At 44.6% G+C, this 21,453-nt stretch carries 24 protein-coding genes, 1 tRNA gene and 1 pseudogene; 14 read left to right on the top strand and 12 right to left on the bottom strand.

Annotated elements, in window-relative coordinates; translation table 11 throughout:
• The first annotated feature begins 18 nt into the window (after positions 1–18).
• Together U0021_RS03445 and rpsU are read left to right on the top strand one after the other, a co-directional pair.
• A complete protein-coding gene (locus U0021_RS03445) occupies positions 19–924 on the top strand; it encodes an OmpA family protein (protein ID WP_114801192.1) in 906 nt (301 codons plus the stop codon).
• Positions 925–1,154: 230 nt separating this feature from the next.
• The gene (rpsU, locus tag U0021_RS03440; protein WP_003657016.1) at positions 1,155–1,370 is read left to right on the top strand and encodes a 30S ribosomal protein S21; all 216 of its coding nucleotides are present in this window, start codon (positions 1,155–1,157) and stop codon (positions 1,368–1,370) included.
• A gap of 154 nt (positions 1,371–1,524) precedes the next feature.
• On the opposite strand, the gene minE is transcribed toward rpsU, so the two are convergent.
• The 4 genes from minE to U0021_RS03420 all read right to left on the bottom strand — a co-directional run bounded on the left by minE (position 1,525) and on the right by U0021_RS03420 (position 4,751).
• Positions 1,525–1,806, bottom strand: coding sequence for a cell division topological specificity factor MinE (minE, locus tag U0021_RS03435; RefSeq protein ID WP_205276597.1), 282 nt, complete (start codon positions 1,804–1,806; stop codon positions 1,525–1,527).
• Entirely contained in the window at positions 1,803–2,618 is an 816-nt protein-coding gene (gene minD / locus U0021_RS03430; protein ID WP_078256529.1) for a septum site-determining protein MinD, read from the bottom strand. Before minD ends, minE begins: the two co-directional genes overlap by 4 nt.
• A 155-nt stretch (positions 2,619–2,773) precedes the next feature.
• Positions 2,774–3,568 (bottom strand): septum site-determining protein MinC, encoded by a 795-nt coding sequence (minC, locus tag U0021_RS03425; RefSeq protein WP_114801191.1) that lies wholly within the window; start codon positions 3,566–3,568, stop codon positions 2,774–2,776.
• Between the two features lie 76 nt (positions 3,569–3,644).
• Positions 3,645–4,751 carry a hypothetical protein gene (locus U0021_RS03420; protein WP_205276595.1) on the bottom strand — a complete coding sequence of 369 codons (1,107 nt, stop codon included), beginning with the start codon at positions 4,749–4,751 and terminating at the stop codon, positions 3,645–3,647.
• Positions 4,752–4,920: 169 nt separating this feature from the next.
• Between U0021_RS03420 and U0021_RS03415 the strand changes: the two are divergent.
• Positions 4,921–5,622: pseudogene (locus U0021_RS03415) on the top strand (IS1 family transposase).
• 113 nt (positions 5,623–5,735) lie between these two features.
• Here U0021_RS03415 and U0021_RS03410 read toward each other — a convergent pair.
• Positions 5,736–6,692: an acyltransferase gene (locus U0021_RS03410; protein ID WP_114801149.1), complete on the bottom strand. Its 957-nt coding sequence runs from the start codon at positions 6,690–6,692 to the stop codon at positions 5,736–5,738.
• Between the two features lie 476 nt (positions 6,693–7,168).
• On the opposite strand from U0021_RS03410, the gene U0021_RS03405 reads away from it, so the two are divergent.
• The gene (locus tag U0021_RS03405; protein ID WP_114801147.1) at positions 7,169–7,843 is read left to right on the top strand and encodes an OmpA family protein; all 675 of its coding nucleotides are present in this window, start codon (positions 7,169–7,171) and stop codon (positions 7,841–7,843) included.
• A gap of 95 nt (positions 7,844–7,938) precedes the next feature.
• Here U0021_RS03405 and U0021_RS03400 read toward each other — a convergent pair whose 3' ends face one another.
• A complete protein-coding gene (locus U0021_RS03400) occupies positions 7,939–8,193 on the bottom strand; it encodes a hypothetical protein (protein ID WP_114801146.1) in 255 nt (84 codons plus the stop codon).
• 282 nt (positions 8,194–8,475) lie between these two features.
• On the opposite strand from U0021_RS03400, the gene U0021_RS03395 reads away from it, so the two are divergent.
• Positions 8,476–8,991, top strand: a complete 516-nt coding sequence (locus tag U0021_RS03395) for a c-type cytochrome (RefSeq protein ID WP_114801145.1) — start codon at positions 8,476–8,478, stop codon at positions 8,989–8,991.
• 44 nt (positions 8,992–9,035) lie between these two features.
• Here the strand turns inward: U0021_RS03395 and U0021_RS03390 are convergent.
• Positions 9,036–9,112: transfer RNA gene (locus U0021_RS03390), tRNA-Pro, on the bottom strand.
• A 264-nt stretch (positions 9,113–9,376) separates the two neighbouring features.
• On the opposite strand from U0021_RS03390, the gene U0021_RS03385 reads away from it, so the two are divergent.
• Positions 9,377–10,627: a trypsin-like serine protease gene (locus tag U0021_RS03385; RefSeq protein ID WP_049236800.1), complete on the top strand. Its 1,251-nt coding sequence runs from the start codon at positions 9,377–9,379 to the stop codon at positions 10,625–10,627.
• 65 nt (positions 10,628–10,692) lie between these two features.
• Here the strand turns inward: U0021_RS03385 and gatB are convergent, their stop codons facing one another.
• From gatB to gatC, 5 genes are read right to left on the bottom strand one after another with little or no spacing between them, the layout of a single operon-like run.
• Positions 10,693–12,159, bottom strand: a complete 1,467-nt coding sequence (gene gatB, locus U0021_RS03380) for an Asp-tRNA(Asn)/Glu-tRNA(Gln) amidotransferase subunit GatB (RefSeq protein WP_114801143.1) — start codon at positions 12,157–12,159, stop codon at positions 10,693–10,695.
• 49 nt (positions 12,160–12,208) lie between these two features.
• Positions 12,209–13,060, bottom strand: a complete 852-nt coding sequence (locus tag U0021_RS03375; RefSeq protein ID WP_114801142.1) for a DJ-1/PfpI family protein — start codon at positions 13,058–13,060, stop codon at positions 12,209–12,211.
• A gap of 11 nt (positions 13,061–13,071) precedes the next feature.
• Positions 13,072–14,565, bottom strand: coding sequence for an Asp-tRNA(Asn)/Glu-tRNA(Gln) amidotransferase subunit GatA (gatA, locus tag U0021_RS03370; RefSeq protein WP_114801141.1), 1,494 nt, complete (start codon positions 14,563–14,565; stop codon positions 13,072–13,074).
• 37 nt (positions 14,566–14,602) lie between these two features.
• Entirely contained in the window at positions 14,603–15,205 is a 603-nt protein-coding gene (locus U0021_RS03365) for a hypothetical protein (protein ID WP_114801140.1), read from the bottom strand.
• A 2-nt stretch (positions 15,206–15,207) separates the two neighbouring features.
• Positions 15,208–15,495 (bottom strand): Asp-tRNA(Asn)/Glu-tRNA(Gln) amidotransferase subunit GatC, encoded by a 288-nt coding sequence (gene gatC, locus U0021_RS03360; RefSeq protein WP_078256557.1) that lies wholly within the window; start codon positions 15,493–15,495, stop codon positions 15,208–15,210.
• On the opposite strand from gatC, the gene U0021_RS03355 reads away from it, so the two are divergent.
• The 8 genes from U0021_RS03355 to rplB all read left to right on the top strand — a co-directional run bounded on the left by U0021_RS03355 (position 15,494) and on the right by rplB (position 21,447).
• Complete coding sequence (locus U0021_RS03355; RefSeq protein WP_155733834.1) at positions 15,494–15,634, top strand: hypothetical protein; 141 nt, start codon at positions 15,494–15,496, stop codon at positions 15,632–15,634. The two genes, gatC and U0021_RS03355, sit on opposite strands and share 2 nt — an antisense overlap.
• A 206-nt stretch (positions 15,635–15,840) precedes the next feature.
• Positions 15,841–16,446, top strand: a complete 606-nt coding sequence (locus U0021_RS03350) for a Maf family protein (RefSeq protein ID WP_114801150.1) — start codon at positions 15,841–15,843, stop codon at positions 16,444–16,446.
• A gap of 183 nt (positions 16,447–16,629) precedes the next feature.
• Positions 16,630–18,258, top strand: a complete 1,629-nt coding sequence (locus tag U0021_RS03345; RefSeq protein ID WP_327037548.1) for an Rne/Rng family ribonuclease — start codon at positions 16,630–16,632, stop codon at positions 18,256–18,258.
• Positions 18,259–18,663: 405 nt separating this feature from the next.
• On the top strand, positions 18,664–18,975 hold the full coding sequence (gene rpsJ / locus U0021_RS03340; protein WP_003656991.1) for a 30S ribosomal protein S10: 312 nt from the start codon (positions 18,664–18,666) through the stop codon (positions 18,973–18,975).
• 52 nt (positions 18,976–19,027) lie between these two features.
• Positions 19,028–19,666, top strand: a complete 639-nt coding sequence (gene rplC, locus U0021_RS03335) for a 50S ribosomal protein L3 (RefSeq protein WP_003656990.1) — start codon at positions 19,028–19,030, stop codon at positions 19,664–19,666.
• Between the two features lie 14 nt (positions 19,667–19,680).
• The gene (gene rplD, locus U0021_RS03330) at positions 19,681–20,283 is read left to right on the top strand and encodes a 50S ribosomal protein L4 (protein WP_049236811.1); all 603 of its coding nucleotides are present in this window, start codon (positions 19,681–19,683) and stop codon (positions 20,281–20,283) included.
• Complete coding sequence (rplW, locus tag U0021_RS03325; protein WP_003656987.1) at positions 20,280–20,609, top strand: 50S ribosomal protein L23; 330 nt, start codon at positions 20,280–20,282, stop codon at positions 20,607–20,609. Before rplD ends, rplW begins: the two co-directional genes overlap by 4 nt.
• Positions 20,610–20,619: 10 nt before the next feature.
• Complete coding sequence (gene rplB, locus U0021_RS03320; protein ID WP_049236813.1) at positions 20,620–21,447, top strand: 50S ribosomal protein L2; 828 nt, start codon at positions 20,620–20,622, stop codon at positions 21,445–21,447.
• Positions 21,448–21,453: the final 6 nt, after the last annotated feature.

Below are 21,453 nucleotides of genomic sequence, written 5' to 3'. Positions count from 1 at the left end.
AGCGGTTTAGGATATATTATGAAAAATGTAACTATTGGCGCAGCAGTATTAGCTGTATTAACACTGACAGGGTGTATGGGTACAAAGCAGGTAAGCCAAAATATCTCAAATCAGGGTACGATCGCAGCCGAAGATATTTATTTTCCAGAGCTTGATAAAGCATGGCAAAAAGATGGTCAGTTTCCCAATCGTGAGAATTTGTCTAAAATTCGTCCAGGTATCGCCAAGGACGAGCTGTATCAGCTCATTGGTCGTCCGCATTTTAGCGAAGCGAACCGTGCTAGAGAATGGGACTATATTCTAAAGTTTTATCAAGCTGATGACAGTGTTAAAGTATGTCAGTATAAAGTTATTTTTGATGAACATTTCCGTGGTCAAGAATTTTATTGGCTACCAGCCGACTGTGCTCAATATGCGCGTATGCCGACAGCAGGCGGTACTGTGATTATCAATCAAACAACGCCTGCGCCTGTAGCGCAGATTATGACTCCAATCGTTAATGAGCGGATCAATTTGTCAGCGGATGCGCTATTTAAGTTTGATAAGTATGAGCAAAAAGACATGCTGCCTGCAGGGCGTGCGCGCCTTGATGAGTTAGCAGTTCAACTGATCGAATGGGAGCAGCGCGGAGATAGCCGTATACATTTGGTTGGTCATACCGATCGACTGGGGTCTGACGACTATAATATGACATTATCTCAAAGACGCGCCGAGACTGTGCGCCGTTATTTGATTGAACGTGGTGTTAATGCTGCGACCTTGACGGCTGCGGGAGCGGGCAGGCTTCAGCCATTATCTGACGTTCAGTGCAGCAATACTTTACCGCGCCCACAGCTGATTGAGTGCTTGCAGCCCAATCGCCGAGTTGAGGTGAATGTGACTGTTTATGCGCGCACAGCAGAAGATGCTGTACAAATTCAGTAAACCCGATACTCTAATAAAAAACAAGGCTTTTGCTAATTAAGCCTTGTTTTTTTATGAATATTCAAGTATAATTTGCGCTGTTTTGTCTGCCTTGACAAAGCAGACCATGTCATCAAAGGTGCATGGATTTATTTTTCCGATCTGAGCTGATGCCCGCCCCAAGACAGCGGCGCTATATATCGAATAATACAGCCAGATTGATGCCACCCGTCTTGAATATGGAGTAACCTATGCCTTCAGTAAAGGTAAAAGAGAACGAACCAGTTGATATCGCGATCCGTCGTTTTAAGCGTGCTTGTGAAAAAGCAGGCGTTCTAGCAGACGTCCGTAAAAAAGAATTCTTTGAGAAACCAACTCAAGAGCGTAAGCGTAAAAAAGCAGCTGCTGTTAAACGCTACAAGAAAAAAGTTTATCGTGAGCAAGTGCGTCATCAGCGTAAGTACTAATTATTGTACCGCTTGACCCGCAAGCCATAAAGATTAAAACCCTAGAAAATTCTAGGGTTTTTATTTGGGCGTTAAGCAGATCAAAGCAATTCATCTTAAGTTGTATGAAAATAAAAACGCAAAGCACTGGGCTTTGCGTTTTTATTTATTCAGATTACTTACGATCAGGTAAACTGATATTCATCTCAAGCACGTCTAAGTTATCCTCGTGACGGTGATTGATATTTAGATCATCAATATTGACGCCATTAACATACTTATTGACGACAGCTAAAATTTCACGCTTCATCTGCTCGATGCGATCAGCGGTCAAGCGGTTGTTTAGGCGATCGTGACTAGCGACAATGACTTTTAGGCGATCTTTGGCGATATCAGCACTGTTTGAGCTGCCTTGATTGCCAAATAGGGTGCTCCAAAATCCTTTTTTCATCATCAACCCCCAAACAATCGTTCAAAGAAGCCTTTTTTCTTCACTTCTAAATGGCGTAGCGGTACATCTTCACCCAAGAAACGAGAAACGATGTCTTCATAGCATTGACCCGCAGCTGAATCAGTAAAATGAATAACTGGCTGACCTTGGTTTGAAGCTTCCAAGACGGCATTGCTTTCTGGAATGATGCCAATGAGTGGCACGCGCAAAATTTCATCGGCGATGGTGTGATAGTCCATCATCTCGCCTTCAGCAGCGCGCTGTGGATTGTAGCGTGTGATCACCAAATGCTCGCGTACGCTGCCACCTTCTTCGACTTTTTTGGTGCGACTTTGAAGAATGCCGATGATACGATCCGAGTCACGCACAGAAGAGACTTCAGGATTTGTGACAATCAAGGCTTCATCAGCATGATACATGGCAAGCTGTGCACCGCGTTCAATGCCCGCAGGGCTATCACAGATAATGAAATCAAAATTCATGTCATCTGCCAACTCTTTCATGACTTTAGCCACGCCTTCATCGGTCAGGGCGTCTTTGTCGCGCGTTTGCGATGCAGGCAAAATGTATAGATTTTCAAATTGTTTGTCTTTGACTAAGGCTTGTGCAAGTTTGGCGTTACCGCTGATCACATCGACAAAGTCATAAACGATGCGATTTTCACAGCCCATGATCAGATCAAGATTACGCAAGCCAACATCAAAATCAATGATCACTGTTTTAAAGCCACGCTTGGCAAGACCTGCGCCAAATGATGCGCTGGTTGTGGTTTTGCCGACACCACCTTTACCTGAAGTTACTACAACAATTTTTGCCACAATGGCACTCCTTAAAATAAGATAAAGCAAATAGCGATGATCAAATCAGCGCACAAAATTTGCCCAAATATAGCATATTCTTAGAATAGCATATTTGGAAATGTTCATCAATTCATGAGTGATCATTTAGATAAATTTATCCAAAAAATCCGTATTTATAATTGATTGAGCAGGGTGAATACCAATCCTTTTTCTTCATCATAAGTGACCTGTACCGCTTGATCAATCATCTCGCTTGGGATGGCGTCTCTTAGGCAATACGTGCCTGCGACCGACACCAAAGATGGGTTAAATTTTTGGCAAAAAATACGCGCATCTTTATCACCTGTTGCACCAGCGACAAGCCGACCCAAGCCGCGCCCATAAATGTGTAAGCTATTGTCCGTGATGGCTTCTGCGCCGTCATTGACGCCGCCAATTACCGTCAAATCACCGCCTAAGTGTTGTAAGCTTTGACCTGAGCGCAGCATGTGCGTATGAATGCCACTGACCAGTGAGCGCTGATTGTCTTGAGCAGTTGAAAGGGTAGATCCTTGCTGAGTGCTTGCAGCGGCAGCTGAGATCGGCTTGTCTGCGTCAGGGTCGGGCGCCGATACTGCGCTGCTTTGATTGGGATCAATTTTGGAGCTTGATTTGTCTTCGGTATTTGGCAGTCGCTCAATGCGTTTGCCATCAGCAGGAAAGATCGCCAAACGCAAATCGCGCGCTTGATCATCCAAAGGACCGCTCACCACACCGATAGGCTGCACATCCATCAGCCAAAGCATGTCAATCAATGCGTCAAGCTCAAGATCTACCGTGCTATCAATCACAATCGGTAAGCCGCTGGCAATGGGATTGTCACTGAGTACTTGCATCAAATCCTTTCGAATCTCAGTCAAATCATCGGTATGGACTTTTAAGCGGCTAAATGTCAGCATCTTGCCAAATAAAGTGACAGCTTGAGTCATAAAATTGCGCCTTGATTGATGGGTGAATTGCTTGCCATTGTAGCACTTTTTGAATGACGAAAAAAGTGCACGAGCCTTAAATGGGCAGCTGCTGCTTGTGCTTCCATTGCTGGGTCTTGACCTGATCTTCAAAGGAGTTTAGCACCTCATCGACAATCTCTGCGATCAAGGTTTGGACTTCAGGGCGAGAAGTATCGACTTGAGCCACCCCATGCGCCACCGATGACATCAGATAATCTAAAGTGCGGTCATCAAACAAATGCTGATTGATGGCAGTGGTGACATTCTCACCAATCTGTCTGCCGATGGTGTGGATTTGCGACTCTATCATACCGCCTGCGATGGGGATGAGTTTTAAATATTTACGAAGCTCAGGTGTGTCGTTGAGCGCTTTTTCTACCGCCTGTCCGATATCAATGGCAAGCTTTTCTCCCTGACTTGCCAAAAGTGCCGACTGCAGCCTTGGCGTCAGCTCATGACGCAATAAGGTTAATAAGGCAAGCTCAATTTGTGCACGATTGCGCTCAATGGTTTGGTGGACGACTTTGCCACCGCCAGAGCCATCGCGAGCGATTTGGGCGCGAAAATTATCAATGGCTGTCAAAATCACTCGATCAGACAGCTCCTCAAGCAAAATATGATAATAAAATTTGGCAGAATCTACCCAGCGTCTGGGAATTACCTGAATGCCTAATCGATGCAGCCTACGAATGATGACCGCCGCACGCAGCAGCCGCAGCGCACGCAAATCTGGGAATACGCCCAAAACTTCATACCAATGCACAAACGGAAAGAAAAACCAGCGATAGTAAGTTTTTTGATAAATCGCAAATCCCCACCGTATCAGCAAATCGGCTGCCCAAAACAGCGTAAAAAATCCCCCAATGGCTGAGACTGTCAAATGATGATTGGTTTGATAGTCTGCCAAAGATGCTGAAAGATTTAGCCAATTTGCCACGCTTATCGCAAAACCACCCATCAAGATGCTATCAATGCTGATGAGCATCAAGTCAATCAGCAGTAGCATCAGCATCACAATATCATAACCAAGCTTAAGGCGGCTTGGCGGTCGATCCTCTTGTTTTTGCGTGCCATAAAATGGGATGATATCTTCTGGCAAGTCCGCTTGTTGTGGGGCGCCAAATTCTTCAATGTCTTTGGGGGTGTTTGGGTGTGGTTTCATGACTTTACCTAATCAATCGCATGGGCTGGCAGAAGGATGATGGATGTATTTTATCCAAACTAAAGCCAAAAACCAACCACAACACACGCTGTTTAAATTTTGGCATTGTTAAACAAAAATACATCAGTTAAAATACCACACACTCAACCACATGTAAAACAACCACCCAATGAACCAAACATTTACCCATTGTCCTAAATGTCAAAATACACACTTTGTTAAAGCAGGGTTTAACAATGGCAAACAACGCTACAAGTGCAAAAACTGTCATTATTATTTTTTAAGTACACAAACACAGCTCTCATAAGAGCGATGCCATTAAGAAAATGGCAATAGATATGTATTTAGAAGGTCTAGGGTTTCGCTCCATTGGTAGAGTATTAAACATTAGTTACGGTACGGTCTATCAATGGGTTAAACATCTTGGGGAGCAACATCAAATCAAACCCAATGACAGTCAAGAAATTGACATTGTAGAGCTTGATGAAATCCACAGTTATACCAAACACAAAAAAACTACTGCTGGACTTGGATTGCCATTGACCGACAAACAAAACACGTTTTAGGTTTTGTTTGTGGCAAACGAGACAGTAAAACCTTTGCAAGGCTATACAACACCCTAAACTCAAACAATATTAAGCTGTTTTGTTCTGATTATTGGAAATCTTATGATGAAATTATTCCAAAACACAAGCACCTAAAAAGCAAAGCTCAAACTTTTACCATTGAGAGTTATAACAGCCTTATTAGACATTTTACTGCAAGATTTAGGAGAAAGACCAAATGTTATTCTAAATGCAAGAAAATGATAGAAAATACGCTCAATTTACTGTTTGCTAAATGGAATGGGGGTTTGAGTTATGTATTTTAAATTAACAATGCCTAAATTTTATCTAAGTATTTAGGCAGCCGATTGCATTAAATTCAAAGCCATAAACTAAGTCCATCAAGATATGTTTTGATGGACTTAGATTTGCGGCTTGATTAAGATTGATGAAATTCCGCCAACCGCTCGGCAATTTTTTGATCTTTGGCTTGCCAAATCTCATCAAGCCACGCATAAAGCGCTTGCTTGACTGACTCATCGGTATCATATTCGCCATTTTTAAGAGCCGAGAGTAGCGCTTCATCTGGGCTGACAAATTCAATATCCACTGACAGCCGAGACAGCTTACCTGACCAAAGATCGCTATATTCGGGTGCGCCGTCAGGATAGACCAAGGTCATGTCCAAAATGCCATCAATCTGACTGCCAAGGCTTGATAATGCCAGTGCAAAGCCGCCCGCTTTGGGCTTTAAAAGATGCTCATAAGGGGAGTTTTGCTGAGCGTGCTTAGCGGCGGTGAAACGCGTTCCTTCCAAATAATTGAGCAAGACAAAAGGTTTGTCCTTCAACGATTGGCAGGCGCGCAAAGCTTCATCCAAATCACGGCGCGCCAAATCAGGATTTTTGGCGATTTGTGCTTTGGTGTGACGCTTCATCATGGGAAAGTCCAAGAAATAAAAGGTTTGACCCACGATCGGGATATAAATCAGCTCATGCTTGGCAAAAAAACGAGTAATCGGCAGCACGCCTTCGCTGACATATTGGATGATACTGGTATCCACCCATGAGCGATGATTGCAAATCAAGAGATATCTGCCGTTGGGATCAAGATTACTAGGTAAGTGAATGCGCCAATCTTTGGCAGGCAGTACCTTATCAATGAGCAAGTTATTGGTGTGAATCCAGTGATTGGCGATCCCAATGACTGTTTTATCCGCAGTTTTTGAGCCAGTCAGCATTTTTGCCAGCCCTGCCCCAAGCACAGGGGCGCCGAGTACTAAACTGTTAGCGGCGATGGTGCCTGTGCTCGTCACTAGTGATAGCTTTTGGGCAAGCTTTGGCTGCTTGGCATGAAGGTTTTCAAAAAAAGGCAGGGTTTTGCGTGACTTTGACATGGTTCACCTAACTCATCGCGATATTTGTTACAAAATATGTCATTTTAATTCAAATGACAGAAGTTTTGTACACAGTTGTACATTAATTGGCATAGTTTACCAAAAACTGCTCAAAATAGGCAAAAAATTCGCTCATTTTGATGTTTTATTTGTATTTGACACCAAAAAATGCATTGAGATTGTAACAATTCATATCAAGATGAATAAGTATGATAAAAATTGCTCGCTGTTGGCCGCAATTTTGGATCAATTTTAGGGGATTGGCGTGCATTTGCGGTAATTTTAAGTGAATTTAAGCAGGCTTGATCACTATCAAAGCTCAATCAATAATAAAAAGCGCACATCCAGCCTACATTAGTCATACAATCAAGCAAGAAATTAGGTTCATAATGAGCTTAAGCAAGCAAAGCTTATGTGAAAACATATTAATTTTACTTAACTGAAACAAGTCTAAGAGTAGGCGCAAGGAGTTCTCAATGAAAATGAAGGCATTAGGTATTACGGTATTGGCATCTAGCATGGCATTGGCAGGCTGTGCGAATACGGGTACTGCAGGCGGTGCTAATGGCACTGGGCCTGGCGGCGTGAATAAAGCCGTGATTGGCGCCGTGGCAGGTGCTCTGGGCGGCGCCGCTATCTCAAAAGCGACAGGCGGTGAAAAAACTGGTCGTGACGCTGCTATCGGTGCAGCGGTCGGTGCAGCTGCGGGCGCCTATATGGAGCGCCAAGCCAAGCAAATTGAGCAGCAAATGGAAGGTACAGGTGTGACTGTCACTCATGACACCAATACTGGTAACATCAATTTGACGATGCCAGGTAACATCACCTTTGCTCATGATGATGCAACGCTTAATGGTGCGTTTTTGGGCAGCTTGAATCAGTTGGCAAACACGATGAAGCAGTATCATCAAACGACCATCGTAGTTGCAGGTCATACTGACTCTACTGGTCAAGCAGCTTATAACCAAGCTTTATCTGAGCGCCGAGCTGCGTCTGTGCGTAACTACTTGGTCAGCCAAGGTGTGGCGGCTCATCGTATCCAAACCGTGGGTTATGGTATGCGTCAGCCAGTTGCCTCAAATGCTACTGACGCTGGACGCGCCCAAAACCGCCGTGTTGAATTGACCATTTTGACACCACAAAATATGTAAAGTTTTTAGATAGTTAAACAAAACCGCCAAAATATTTTTGGCGGTTTTTTCTCGTATATTCACCAAGAGAATGTCTTGATGAATAGAGCTTTTAATTATTGCATTGATGGGTTAGGCACTTCACCTTTTGGGTATTGAGCATTTTTAGCCTGAGTTTTTTGCATTTCAACCAAAGCCGCATCTGCTTTAGTCTGCGCATCATAATTAGGACCTTCACCAATGGGATATTGCGTGGTTTCGATCTGAGAGAAGTTACTTTCATTGTTCATCATTTTGTCGGCGGTAGCGGTGACGGCATTGCAGCCCGATAACAAAATAATAGCAGCGATAGAAAGGACAGCGATTTTCATAAAACCTCCATGGCGCTTGTTTGAGTGACTTGAATAATCAACGAAATCTATTTTATTAAAGGTAAATAAAGCTAGATTTGCATTATGATAGAGCAAAAGGGATTGTTGGGGTAGAGTTATTTTGTTATTAAAGTATTTTATTAATTGAATATTTTTTTATCAGATTTTAAGGAGTTATGATATTATTATCATAATAAATTTGATATCAATAAGTCTGAATGTGTGTTATTGAGATTTTTAAAAAAAATTGGTTTATAAAATTTCATTTCTAAGGGAGGAAGTATGACAGCAAAATCTTTTAAGTTAGCACGATTTATTTTGCCCATGTGCTTGGGTCTTTGGCTAACTGCCTGCGGCAGCGATGATGCACCAAAAACCTCACCACCTGCTGCCAATGATCAAAGCGTATCAACAGCAACATCTGAGACTGATGTTACCCAGTCAGATAGTGCCAATACCATGACAAAAACGGAATCGGATATCCAAAGTGAGACCACCGAGTCAGCATTACCGACTGATGCGGCTCAAGATAATCCGGTGGTGACAGAGGCGTCTGCTGAGGTAGGTAAGGCTCGCTATGAAAAATCTTGCAAGGTGTGCCATGATGCAGGTTTGCTTGATGCGCCTAAATTAACTGCAAAAGCCGAATGGCAGAAGCGTTTAAGTGATAAGGGGCTTGAGACGCTGCAAATCCATTCTGCCAAAGGATTTAATAAAATGCCGGCGCAAGCTGTGGGAGAAGTGACAGAAGCTGAAGTGTATGCGGCGGTCAGATATATCCTTAATCAAGCTCAATAAACGCCAATAAAAAAGCGCATCTATCAATGATGCGCTTTTTAATATGGTCGGAATGATAGGATTTGAACCTACGACCCCTTGCACCCCATGCAAGTGCGCTACCAAGCTGCGCTACATTCCGATGTGCCTATTGTAGCGGATTTTGTCGATTTGGCAAGTGGTTTTTTGAGTTTTAGGGTGGTGGTCTGTATTTAGATGTGGATGGGTTGTGTGCCATCAAATTAAAAGTATGGCTCATTGAAATCATGAATTGATACAAATTAAATTTATATATTTTATACAATAAAAAATAATAATATAAGTTTACTGATGTAATTATTATGATAATATAACATTCAAACAAACCCCGACAAGGTGATCGGACTAAATTAACATGGAGGCAATCATGCGTTTCAAGAACATCGTATTGACATTAAGTATTGTTCTATCGTTTTGCAGCATTAGTCATGCTCGAGACTCTGTGTTGGATGAGTCATTGATCGAGGTTTATATTGCGGAGTTTGATATTAGTCGCGAAGAAGCTATTAGAAGATTAGATTTAATTAATCACAGCCAGTCAATTATCGATGAAATGCAAGCTAAATTTGGTGATGATATTGTATCCATTTATTTTGATAATGAAAGTGAGTTTCGGCTGGTGGTGAGAACTACTGCACAAGGTCGAGATTTGAAAGAGATGAGAGCTTTAGCTGGCACCAAAAATGAGTTGCCTGTATTAATCCTAAAGAACAATCCTAGAAATGCTCAAGCAATTACCAATATTATAAAAAATCAAAGTGCTAGGTTGGCCAAAAATATAGAGGGATTTTCTATGATGGGCTATGATCCTGTTAAAGATAGAATCATTATCAGTATTTATGAGCCAAATGTTGATAAGCAAAATATGCTAAAGAACGATCAATCTATTAAAAAAATATCAGGAATTGAGACTGAAATTGAATTTCTATCTCAACCGTTAGAGACTTTGAGTTTAAAAGGCGGGGCTCCAATTAACCAAAGAGTTCAAATCACTCCTAGTATAACGCAATTAAATAATTGCACCTCTGCATTTCCAGCGATTTATAACGGACAAAATGGATTGCTTACAGCTGCTCATTGTGCTGATAAGACATTGCAGGAAAAGACCCCTATAATCTATAAAGGTTATGGGAATGATCCAAGAACTGATATGATCATCGCTTTTTATGATAAGAACGCAACCACTCATGATATTATGTTTATAACTCCCAGAGATTCTACACAAGTCAGCAATCTATACTATGTTGATAGCGTTACACAGGAGCTTGTGAGAGAATATATCAATCCATCAGTTGGCATACCAGCATGCCAACATGGACAGACAACAGGAAAAAGCTGCGGTGTTATTTCACAAACTTACACGCATAATAATGCAAAAAATGCGTGTCCAGCAAGCTTAAAGGGAATGGCGTGTGAGCCTGCTTTTGCCGTAGTAAGAGGATCTAGCTTGCGTATTAAAGATGGTGATAGCGGAGGGGCGGTTTATTCAATTCGAGTTAATAAAAATCACCCTGTAGGGGTAACAAGCTCTGGTGCTGAGACAGAGCTAGGAGGTATTTTAGTATTTTCACCATTACATAACCTAAATTCAACAGGTATTAAATTAAAAACATATTAATTTTTGGTTTTGTAAAGCTAAATCACCAAGTTCAAAACTTGGTGATTTATGTTGAATAAAAGTCACTATATCAACTTTTTCAACAGCTCATTCACCTGAGCAGGGTTTGCTTTGCCACGACTGGCTTTCATTACTTGTCCGACCAGACCATTGAAGGCTTTTTCTTTGCCGCCTTTGTATTCGTCCACCATGGTTTGGTTATTGGCGAGAACTTCTTTGATGATGGCTTCAATCGCCCCTGTGTCGGTCTCTTGTTTGAGTCCATGCTCGCTGATAATTTCATCGGCGGATTTGTCGCTCTCCCACAATAGCCCAAAGACTTGCTTAGCGATTTTGCCGCTGATGGTGTTGTCATTGATGCGGCTAATCAGTCCTGCCAGACGCTCGGCACTGATGGGGGATTGACCGATAGAAAGCTCAGCTTTATTTAACGCCCCAGACAGCTCACCCATGACCCAATTGGCTGCGGTTTTAGCGTGATTTTGTCCCACGATATCAATGACTTGTAAAAAATAATCCGACAGCTCACGACTGCCATTGAGTACATTGGCATCATAGGTAGATAGACCCAATTCGCTGACAAAACGCTCTTTACGAACACTTGGCAGCTCTGGCATGTCGGCTTTGACTTTTGCTAAGGTGTCATCAGAGATGACCACAGGCAACAAATCAGGGCAGGGGAAATAGCGGTAATCGTTGGCTTCTTCTTTGGTACGCATGGCACGTGTTTCATCACGCTCAGGGTCATAAAGCCTTGTGGCTTGGATAACTTTTCCGCCGTCTTCTATCAGGTCAATTTGCCGTTCAATCTCGGATTTAGTCGCACGCTCAATAAAGCGAAATGAGTTTAGGTTTTTAAGTTCGCAGCGAGTGCCAAAGGGGGTGTTCGGCTTATGCACAGACACGTTGATGTCAGCACGAAACGAGCCTTCCGCCATAATCGCATCACTAATACCAAGCCACGTTACCAGTTCATGAATGGTCTTGACATAAGCGACCGCTTCGGCGACCGACCGCATGTCAGGCTCAGAGACAATCTCAATGAGCGGCGTGCCTGCACGGTTCAAATCCACGCCCGTCATGGCAGGCACGGCATCATGTACCGACTTGCCGGCGTCTTCTTCTAGGTGGGCTCGTGTGATGCCGATACGCTTGGTGTATTCGTCCTTTTGTCCTGCGTTGACCAATATGTCAATATAGCCTTCGCCGACAATGGGGTTTGCCATTTGGGTGATTTGATAGCCTTTGGGCAAGTCAGGATAAAAGTAGTTTTTGCGGTCAAAGGTGTTGTATGTGCCAAGTTTGGCATTGACGCCCATACCAAATTTCAAGGCACGCTCAATCACGCCTTCGTTTAAGACAGGCAACGCCCCAGGAAAGCCCAAATCCACAATCGTGGCGGCGGTGTTGGGGGCTGCCCCAAAGGTGGTGGGGGCGTTTGAAAAAATCTTGGAGCTGGTGTTTAGTTGGCAATGAATTTCAATGCCGATGACAACTTCATAACCGTCAATAAGGGGAGCTTGGTGGGTCATAATTATTCCTGAATGTCACTGATTATTATTAAGTCTGAGCAATAGAGCATTAGCTGTTGCCTTGATGCACAAAATCCAGCAGCGTTTTGGCGGATAATTTACCAAAGTCGTTGGCTGCCAAGGGGCTGGCTGCGGTGATAAGTTTTTGGTCAATGTGGCAAGTTTTATCGGCAAAGTGATTGACAATGCGGACACCAAGAGCACTAAGCTTGCCGGCATAGTGCCACGGCATTTTGCCTGGTAGATAGCCGATGTGCGGCAACACCTTATCCATGCTGTCAGGAAAAGTGGCAATCTGATAGCCTTGATAAACAAAGGGCTGCCTAAATAAATTGGCGGCAAGCAAGGCGGCAGGTCCATGACAAATCGCCAAGGTAAACTTGCCGCTGTCATGAGCGTCAAGTAGCAGTCTAGCCACGTTTGGATTGTCTGGCAGACCGAGCATTGCCCCATGCCCCCCTGGTAAAAACACCGCCACATAATCTGCCAGCGTGGTGATGCTATCTAGCGAGATTGGCGAGCTAAGCTTAGGCTGATAGGCGTCATACAGCTGCACGACCGCCTTATCTTTGTGCGGCATTGCCCAAGTTTCTAGCTTGACCGCCTTGCCTGTGGGCGTGGCGATGTCAAACTCAAATCCAGCTTTTTGTAAGTGCAGCATCGGCACAAACAGCTCAACAGGGTGATTACCCGTCAAAAACCGTTTGCCATTTTGCATGGTCATCTCACCGTCTTCGGTGGCGATGATGAGAATCTTTTTATCGCCTTGATAGGGATTGTCATAGACCGTGTGGTCATAATCAGTGGTCTTTGACGTTGCCAAAGCCAGCGACACAGGCGACGGCGAAAACGCACCGCTGGGCGTTAGCGTGGGGGCGATACCAAGTTTAGATTTTAGCATGGGTGGCTCTCTTATGGGGCGTCAGTTTGGGCAAGGGGTGAGCTTGCCTGATGAAACTTAGTATTTGCCTGATAAATATGAGCCGTTTTTAAAAGCTCGCTTTCTGCCCAATGCTTACCAATCAGCTGTAAGCCCACAGGCAAACCCTGTGCCATGCCGACTGGGTGCGACAGTGCCGGCAAGCCTGCTAAGTTGACGCCAATGGTATAGACATCACCCAAATAAATGGTGGCAGGGTCTAGGCTTTCGCCAAGCTTATAGGCAGGCGTGGGGGCGGTGGGACTTGCGATGATGTCGCATTTTTCAAAGGCTTTTTTGAAATCTTCCACAATCAGACGGCGTACCTTTTGGGCTTTGGTATAATAAGCGTCAAAATAGCCTGCTGATAGGGCATAAGTGCCCATGATGATGCGGCGTTGTACTTCTTCGCCAAAGCCTTCGGAGCGGCTGCGTGTGTATAAGTCGTGCAAATCCTTGGGGTTGTCGCAGCGATAGCCAAAGCGTACGCCGTCATAACGAGATAAATTGGAGCTGGCTTCGGCAGGGGCGAGCAGATAATAAGTGGCAAGCGTGATTGTCGGGTCGGTCAAATCTATCTCCACGATGCTTGCACCAAGTTCTTGATAAGTGGCAAGGGCAGAGCGAATGGATTTTTCAACTTCGCTGTCAAGCCCTGTGCCAAAATAGGCTTTGGGTACGCCCAGTTTTTTGCCGGCAAGTGGTTTGTCCCTGGCAGTGTCGCATGCCAAAATGTCTGCCACAAGCGTGTCAGTGGGGCGGTTGATAGATGTGGCGTCTTTGTTGTCGTAGCCGCTCATCGGGTCAAGCAAATAAGCACAATCCAAGGCAGATTTGCCAAAGGTGCCAGCTTGGTCTAGGCTTGACGCATAAGCAATCATGCCATAGCGAGACACTCGCCCATAGGTGGGCTTGATGCCCGTTACCCCACAAAAACTGGCAGGCTGACGGATTGAGCCGCCGGTGTCCGAGCCTGTCGCCACTGGTACAAAGCCTGCCGCCACTGCCGCCGCCGAACCGCCTGACGAACCGCCTGGCACACGCTCTAAGTCCCAAGGGTTATGCACCGCGCCAAAGTGTGAGCTTTCGTTGTCCGAGCCCATGGCAAACTCGTCCATATTAAGCTTACCAAGGCTGACAAATCCGCTGTTTGCGATGTTTTGTACCACAGTGGCATCATAAGGCGAGACAAAGTTATACAGCATTTTTGAGCCAGCGGTGGTCAATACGCCTTTGGTGCATAGGTTGTCTTTGTGAGCCATTGGCACGCCCAAAAGCGGTCGGTTGTCGCCGTCTGCTCTTTGCTTGTCGGCAAGTTTGGCTTGGGCTAAGGCATTCTCAAAATCTTTGGTGATAAAGCTGTTGATTTGTCCGTCCAAGCTGTCAATACGATTGATAAAATGCTCGGTCAGCTCTGTGCTTGAAAAAGACTGATTTTTTAGCCCTTGAACCAGTTCATGAACCGATAACTGATGAAATTGTGTCATAAAAACCCTTTACTTAACTCATATTTAACAATAAAAACTAAATCGTCCATTCGTCGGTGATGATTGCCACCAAATAAGGGCGACCTTGATAGGTTTCAAAAACCAGTCGCACACACCGCCAATCCATGCCAGCGTAGGTCTCGCTGCCAGCAGAATAAAATTCCACAAATTCATGCTCAGGATAGACGTCTGCCAAGTTGTTTAGGCTGTTGCCCGTGCCATAAAATTCGTTTACGCCAACCTTTTCAAAACGTGTATCACGCACCACCCAGTTTGCCAGATAAGTTGGCAAACTTACGATATATAAGTCGCCTGTGCCGTCCTTTTCACCCCAAGTGAATTGGATTTTGGATTGGTTTAAATATTTGTCAAACTCAGCTTGACTAAATACCTTGTCTTTGTCAGGATTGACATAGGCATACATGCTAAATCGCACGCCCTTGGTGGGGTGGATGTGGGGCGTGATTTTGTCGTATTGCTGATATTGTAGTGCGTATTTGACAGCAAAAGCAGAATCAACAAAAGCAGGCAGATGCCCTGTTTGAATCGAAGATTTGGCAGACGCCCCAAAGGCAGTGTTGCCGATCATCAAGCCAAAGCTAAGCAATACACTGATGGCGACAGATCTAAGTAGAACCATGATTACTCAATCACTTGAGGCACCAAATACAGCCCATCTTGGGCTTTGGGGGCGATTGCTTGATAAGCTTCTCGGTCAATGTCAGGATTTGGTACATCAGCACGCAAATCGGTGCAGGCTTCGTGAATATTCGCCAAAGGCTTGATGTGGTCGGTATTCACGCTGTCTAAGACGTCCATCATGGCTAGGATTTTATCCAAATTGCCTGCATAGCTTTGTGCGGTTTGTTCATCAAGCGCAAGCCGTGATAAATTTGCACAGCCTAAAATATCTTCGGTGGTGATTGACATGAATACTCCTAAAAATCACACAAATTCGCCCAAAATGATCAGCCAAAATCAAGCAACTAAGCCACGCATTGATGGCTTGGTGGCAGCTTATTTACCATCGCAGATGCCGCCAAAAGCTGATCACACTGATTGGGTCTGATGTGTCTTATAAAATTAACTGCATAAAGCCTAATAAAATAGCCTAATTGTACCATAGCTTGACACAGGCACAAAGCAAACTTTCAAGTCTTCATGGTTTTTACCGTTAAATACCCCTCGGTGATTCTAAAACAGCGCAGCGAGCCATTTGACCAAGTAAGCCAAAAAGCGGATAATGCTTTTGTTATATGCTATCTTGAACTGATTATGAGTGATTTGCAAACCCTGCCCATTGTACTGGCATCCACATCGCCAAGACGCCAAGAGCTGCTTTTGGCGGCGGGCGTTGAATTTATGATGCGCTCAGTTGAGATTGATGAGTCTTGGCAAACCAAAGAAACGCCTACAGACTATATCAATCGCATGGTGCTGACTAAGGCGCAGCAAGCAAGCCTGCTTGGCGATTTGCCGAATAAGTGTCTTTTGATCACTGCAGATACCATTGGCGTGATTGGTGATATGGTGCTGACTAAGCCCAAAGATCGGGCAGATGCTTATCGTATGTGGCAGATGCTTTCAGAGACATCGCATGAGATTTGGACGGCGGTGTGTGTCAGTGTGATTGAGGCAGGTCAACTGATTGATCAGGCAGTGATTTGTGAGTGCACCAAAGTCACCTTTGTTAAGCTGACTCAAGCGATGATGGCGGATTATTGGGCGACTGGTGAGCCGCAGGACAAGGCGGGTGCTTATGCCATTCAAGGGGGTGCGATGGCTTGGGTGCTGTCGATTGATGGCAGTTACACCAATGTTGTTGGGCTGCCATTGGCGCAGACGCTTGCTTTGATTGATCAGATGCTAGCCAAGCAGTAACCTAGCTTGCCATTTTATTAATTTATAACTCTATTTACTTCCAAGTCCAATTCAATGGATTGATATCAGAGTTGACTAAATCAATAAGTTCATCCAATGGGCGTTAAACTTGCACATTGAGTGAATATCGCTTACCATAAGCATAAGATAAAAATTGCTAAAATTATAAATAAAGAGTAAATAATGTCAGAAGAATTATTAATTAATTATACGCCCATGGAGTCGCGCGTGGCGGTGCTGACCGATGGCGTTACCAGTGAGATTTTAATTGAACGCCATCAAAAACTTGGTTTGGTGGGTAATATTTATTTGGGTACTGTGGTGCGAGTTTTGCCGGGCATGCAGGCGGCATTCGTGGATATCGGACAAGCCAGAACCGCATTTTTACATGCCAATGATATGCAAAAACCCAAGCGCAGCAGTGATAGCTTGGATGAAGTGCCGTCAGCGCCGATTACGCAGCTTCGGATAGCGCATCACAGCACAGCTTCTCAAGATGAGCGCACCGAGCAACAAGGGCATAGCTCTGCCATCGATATCCAAACCCCTGCTTTACCCAAAAAAGCTGAGCCGCCAAAATCTGAATTGATCCAATACCGCCTTAGAGAAGGCGATAGAATTTTGGTGCAGGTCATCAAAGATGAGCTGGGTACAAAAGGCGCGCGTCTGACGACCAACATCTCTTTGCCCTCGCGTTATTTGGTGTATTTGCCGACAAGTGATGAGTATGTGGGGGTGTCCATACGCATCGAAGAAAGCGAAGAGCGGACGCGATTAAAAGATATCTTGACCCAGCTTATGCAAAACGCCAATTTAAAAGGCGGACTCATCGCACGCACTGCCGCTGAGAAGATGAGCGAGCCTAAGCTTGAAGAAGACATTTATTATTTATTGCAGCTTTGGCAAACCATCATCGCCCGTCAAGCCGCGGCACGCCTGCATTCAAATAAACGCAGCGAGCTGATTTATCAAGAGCTATCACTACCGCTTCGCTGTATCCGTGATTTGGTTAATGAAAAAACAACCAAAGTACTCATTGATAATGAGATGGTGTATCACGAAGTGGCGCATTTTGCCCAAGAATTCGTCCCTTTCATTGCGCCGATGGTGGCGCATTATGCAGGCGAGATTCCCTTATTTGATCTATATCGCGTCGAAGAAGATCTGCAAAATGCCCTAAAACGCCGTGTGGATCTTAAATCAGGCGGCTATTTGATCATTGATCAGACAGAAGCCATGACCACTATTGACGTCAATACAGGCTCTTATGTTGGCGCGCGCTGCCTAGAAGATACGGTATATAAGACCAATCTTGAAGCCACTCACGCCATCGCACGCCAAATTCGCCTGCGAAACCTTGGCGGTATCATCATTCTTGACTTCATCGATATGTCCGAAGAAGAGCACAGAGCCGATGTGCTGACAAGCTTACAAGAGCAGCTGACCCACGACTATGCCAAAACCAATATCACCCAAGTCAGCGAGCTTGGCTTGGTGGAGATGACGCGTAAGCGCACGAGGGAGTCACTGCCGCAGCAGCTGTGTGAGCCTTGTCCTGTTTGTGATGGCAAGGGCTATATTAAGACCGCAGAAACAGTGTGTTTTGAAATTTTTCGTGAAATCATGCGCTATGGACGCACTTTTAATGCGCCCAAACAATTCACCGTCATCGCCCATGCAAGCGTTATCGATATGATGCTATCTAGCGAAGCGGGCACAGTAGCCGATTTAGAATATTTGATAGGCAAACCGATTCGTTTTGAGATTGAAAGTTTTTTTACACCTGAGCAGTACAACATTGCGCTAGACTAAAATTGGTCATTAATTTGTGAGTTGATTTTTGGGCTTTTAGAGACTCATTTATCAATCCAAAATTTAAGAAAAAATTAGCAAAAAATCCAATAAACGCCTTGCATTCACGAATTTTTCGTGTATAATATGCAAATCATTTGAACTGCGTTGCACTTTTTGTAAAGAATGCAAAAAGTTTACTTCAACAATGAACCTTGTTCAACACAAAGGAAGTACTAAGACAACGCCACAGCCGAAGCATCGTTTTTGGCACTATTGAACAAACGCCCCTGCTACCTTGCCTTTTGCATATGGTGGGCAGGGATAGGATTATTTTGCTTTTCATAATTTGAAAGTGAATTTTAACGGTTTAACTGACATCGTTTGATGGAAGTTTATAAAGCACTTAATTAGGAGCTTGTTGGCATGGCTAACCAGAGAATCCGTATCCGACTAAAATCGTTCGACCATCGTCTGATTGACCAGTCGGCACAAGAGATTGTCGATACTGCAAAGCGTACAGGTGCACAAGTTTGCGGTCCTGTACCGTTGCCGACTCGTATTGAGCGGTTCAACGTATTGACATCACCACACGTCAACAAAGACGCTCGTGACCAGTACGAAATTCGCACCCATAAGCGCATGATCGACATCGTGCAACCAACAGACAAAACTGTTGATGCATTGATGAAGCTAGATCTGGCAGCTGGTGTTGATGTTCAGATCGCTTTGGGCTAATGAACATAAGTCTGGTTTGAACTATTAAACTATTAATATAAAGAGGTCTAAAATGGCGATTGGTTTAGTCGGTAAAAAATGCGGCATGACCCGAGTCTTCACTGAAGCAGGCGTTTCTATCCCTGTAACAGTGGTTGAGGTTGATGCCAACCGCATCTCGCAAATCAAAACAGTAGACACCGATGGCTATAACGCAATCCAAATCACTACAGGTGAGCGTCGTGACAGCCGCGTGACTGCTGCTCAAAAAGGACACTTCGCAAAAGCTGGCGTTGCTGCTGGTCGTGGTGTTTGGGAATTCCGTGCAGAAGAAAGCGATCTTGAAGGTCGTGAAATCGGCGGTAATATCCTAGCTGATATCTTTGAAGTTGGTCAGTTGGTAGATGTCACAGGTCAAAGCAAGGGTAAAGGTTTCCAAGGTGGTGTGAAGCGTCACAACTTCCGCACTCAAGACGCAACTCACGGTAACTCTGTTTCTCACCGTGTATTGGGTTCTACAGGTCAAAACCAAACCCCAGGTCGCGTATTCAAAGGCAAAAAAATGCCAGGTCAAATGGGTAACAAACGAGTTACCGTTCAAGGCTTGGAAATTGTTTCTGTTGACGCCGAAAAAGGTGTACTAGTCATCAAAGGTGCTGTTCCAGGTGCTAATGGTGGTGACGTTATCGTACGTCCGTCAGTCAAAGCCTAGTAAAGGGGATTAACGTGAATTTAAAAACTGTTACAGGTGCAGCGGTTGAACTATCAGAGATCACTTTTGGTCGTGAGTTCAACGAAGCCTTGGTACACCAAGTCGTAACTGCTTACCTAGCTGGTGCTCGTCAAGGCAGCCGCGCTCAAAAGACGCGTGCCGAAGTTTCTGGCGGTGGCAAAAAACCATGGCGTCAAAAAGGCACTGGTCGTGCGCGTGCAGGCTCTATCCGTAGCCCTATCTGGGTTGGTGGTGGTCGTGCATTTGCTGCCAAGCCACAAGATTGGTCTCAAAAAGTAAACCGCAAGATGTATCGCGGCGCAATGCAATGCATTTTGGCGGAATTGGTTCGTCAAGAGCGTTTGGTTTTGGTTGATGACATCGCTGTATCAGCACCAAAAACCAAAGAGCTTATCGCTAAGCTGGCAGAACTGAATGCACCACGTGCATTGATCGTAACTCATGAAGTTGACGAAAACTTGTACTTGGCTGCACGCAATATCCCATATGTAAATGTATTGGGTACTCGTGAAGTTGATCCAGTAAGCTTGGTTTCTTTTGACAAAGTTATCATGACTGTTGAAGCAGCCAAACAATTTGAGGAGACACTTGCATGAGCAACGCAAGACTATATCAGGTACTAAAAGCACCTGTATTTTCAGAAAAATCTCAGCGTCTGGGCGACACTCTTGGTGTGCAAGTTTTCAAAGTTGATAGCACTGCAACCAAGCGCGAAATCAAACAAGCAGTTGAGCTAATGTTTGAAGGTGTTGAAGTTGTCAAAGTCAATACACTGAACACCAAAGGCAAAACTAAGCGTTTTGGCCGTGTTGTTGGTAAGCGTTCTGACGTGAAAAAAGCGTATGTAACCTTAAAAGCTGGTTCAGACGTGCAAATCGGTGCTGGTGAAGAAGCCACTGGCGAAACAGCGACTAACGAATAAGGAATAAAAAATGCCTATCGTAAAAGCAAAACCTACATCACCAGGTCGCCGCTTTGTTGAAAAAGTAGTGCATCCACACCTTTATAAAGGTCGTCCATATGCACCGCTTGTCGAATCAAAAGCTAAAACTGGTGGTCGTAACAATAACGGTCGTATTACCACTCGCCACATCGGTGGTGGTCATAAGCAGCATTATCGTCTGATTGACTTTAAGCGTAATAAAGATGGTATCCCAGCTGTAGTTGAGCGTATTGAATACGATCCAAACCGTACTGCACACATTGCTCTACTTAAGTATGCTGATGGTGAGCGTCGCTACATCATCGCACCAAAAAAATTGAGCGTTGGCGATCAAGTACAATCAGGTGAAGCAGCTCCAATCCGTCCAGGTAACTGCTTGCCACTTAAAAATATCCCTGTTGGTACAGTGATTCATAACATTGAACTTAAAATCGGTAAGGGCGCTCAAATTGCTCGTTCTGCTGGTGCAGCGGTTCAATTATTGGGTCGTGATGGCGCATATGTTATCGTACGTTTGCGTTCAGGTGAAACTCGTCGCATCCATGCGAATTGCCGTGCGGTTATTGGTGAAGTTTCTAACACTGAAAACAACCTAAAATCACTGGGTAAAGCAGGTGCAGCACGCTGGCGTGGTGTTCGTCCTACCGTTCGTGGTACAGCGATGAACCCGATTGACCACCCACACGGTGGTGGTGAAGGCCGTAACTTCGGTAAGCACCCAACCAGCCCATGGGGTCAGAAAGCTAAGGGTCTTAAGACTCGTTCTAATAAGCGTACTGACAGTATGATCATCCGTCGCCGTCGTGCCAAGAAATAAAGGAAA

It is taken from the genome of Moraxella canis (assembly GCF_034424565.1).
GTDB lineage: Bacteria > Pseudomonadota > Gammaproteobacteria > Pseudomonadales > Moraxellaceae > Moraxella > Moraxella canis.
This window is presented reverse-complemented; position numbering and strand designations above follow the sequence as displayed.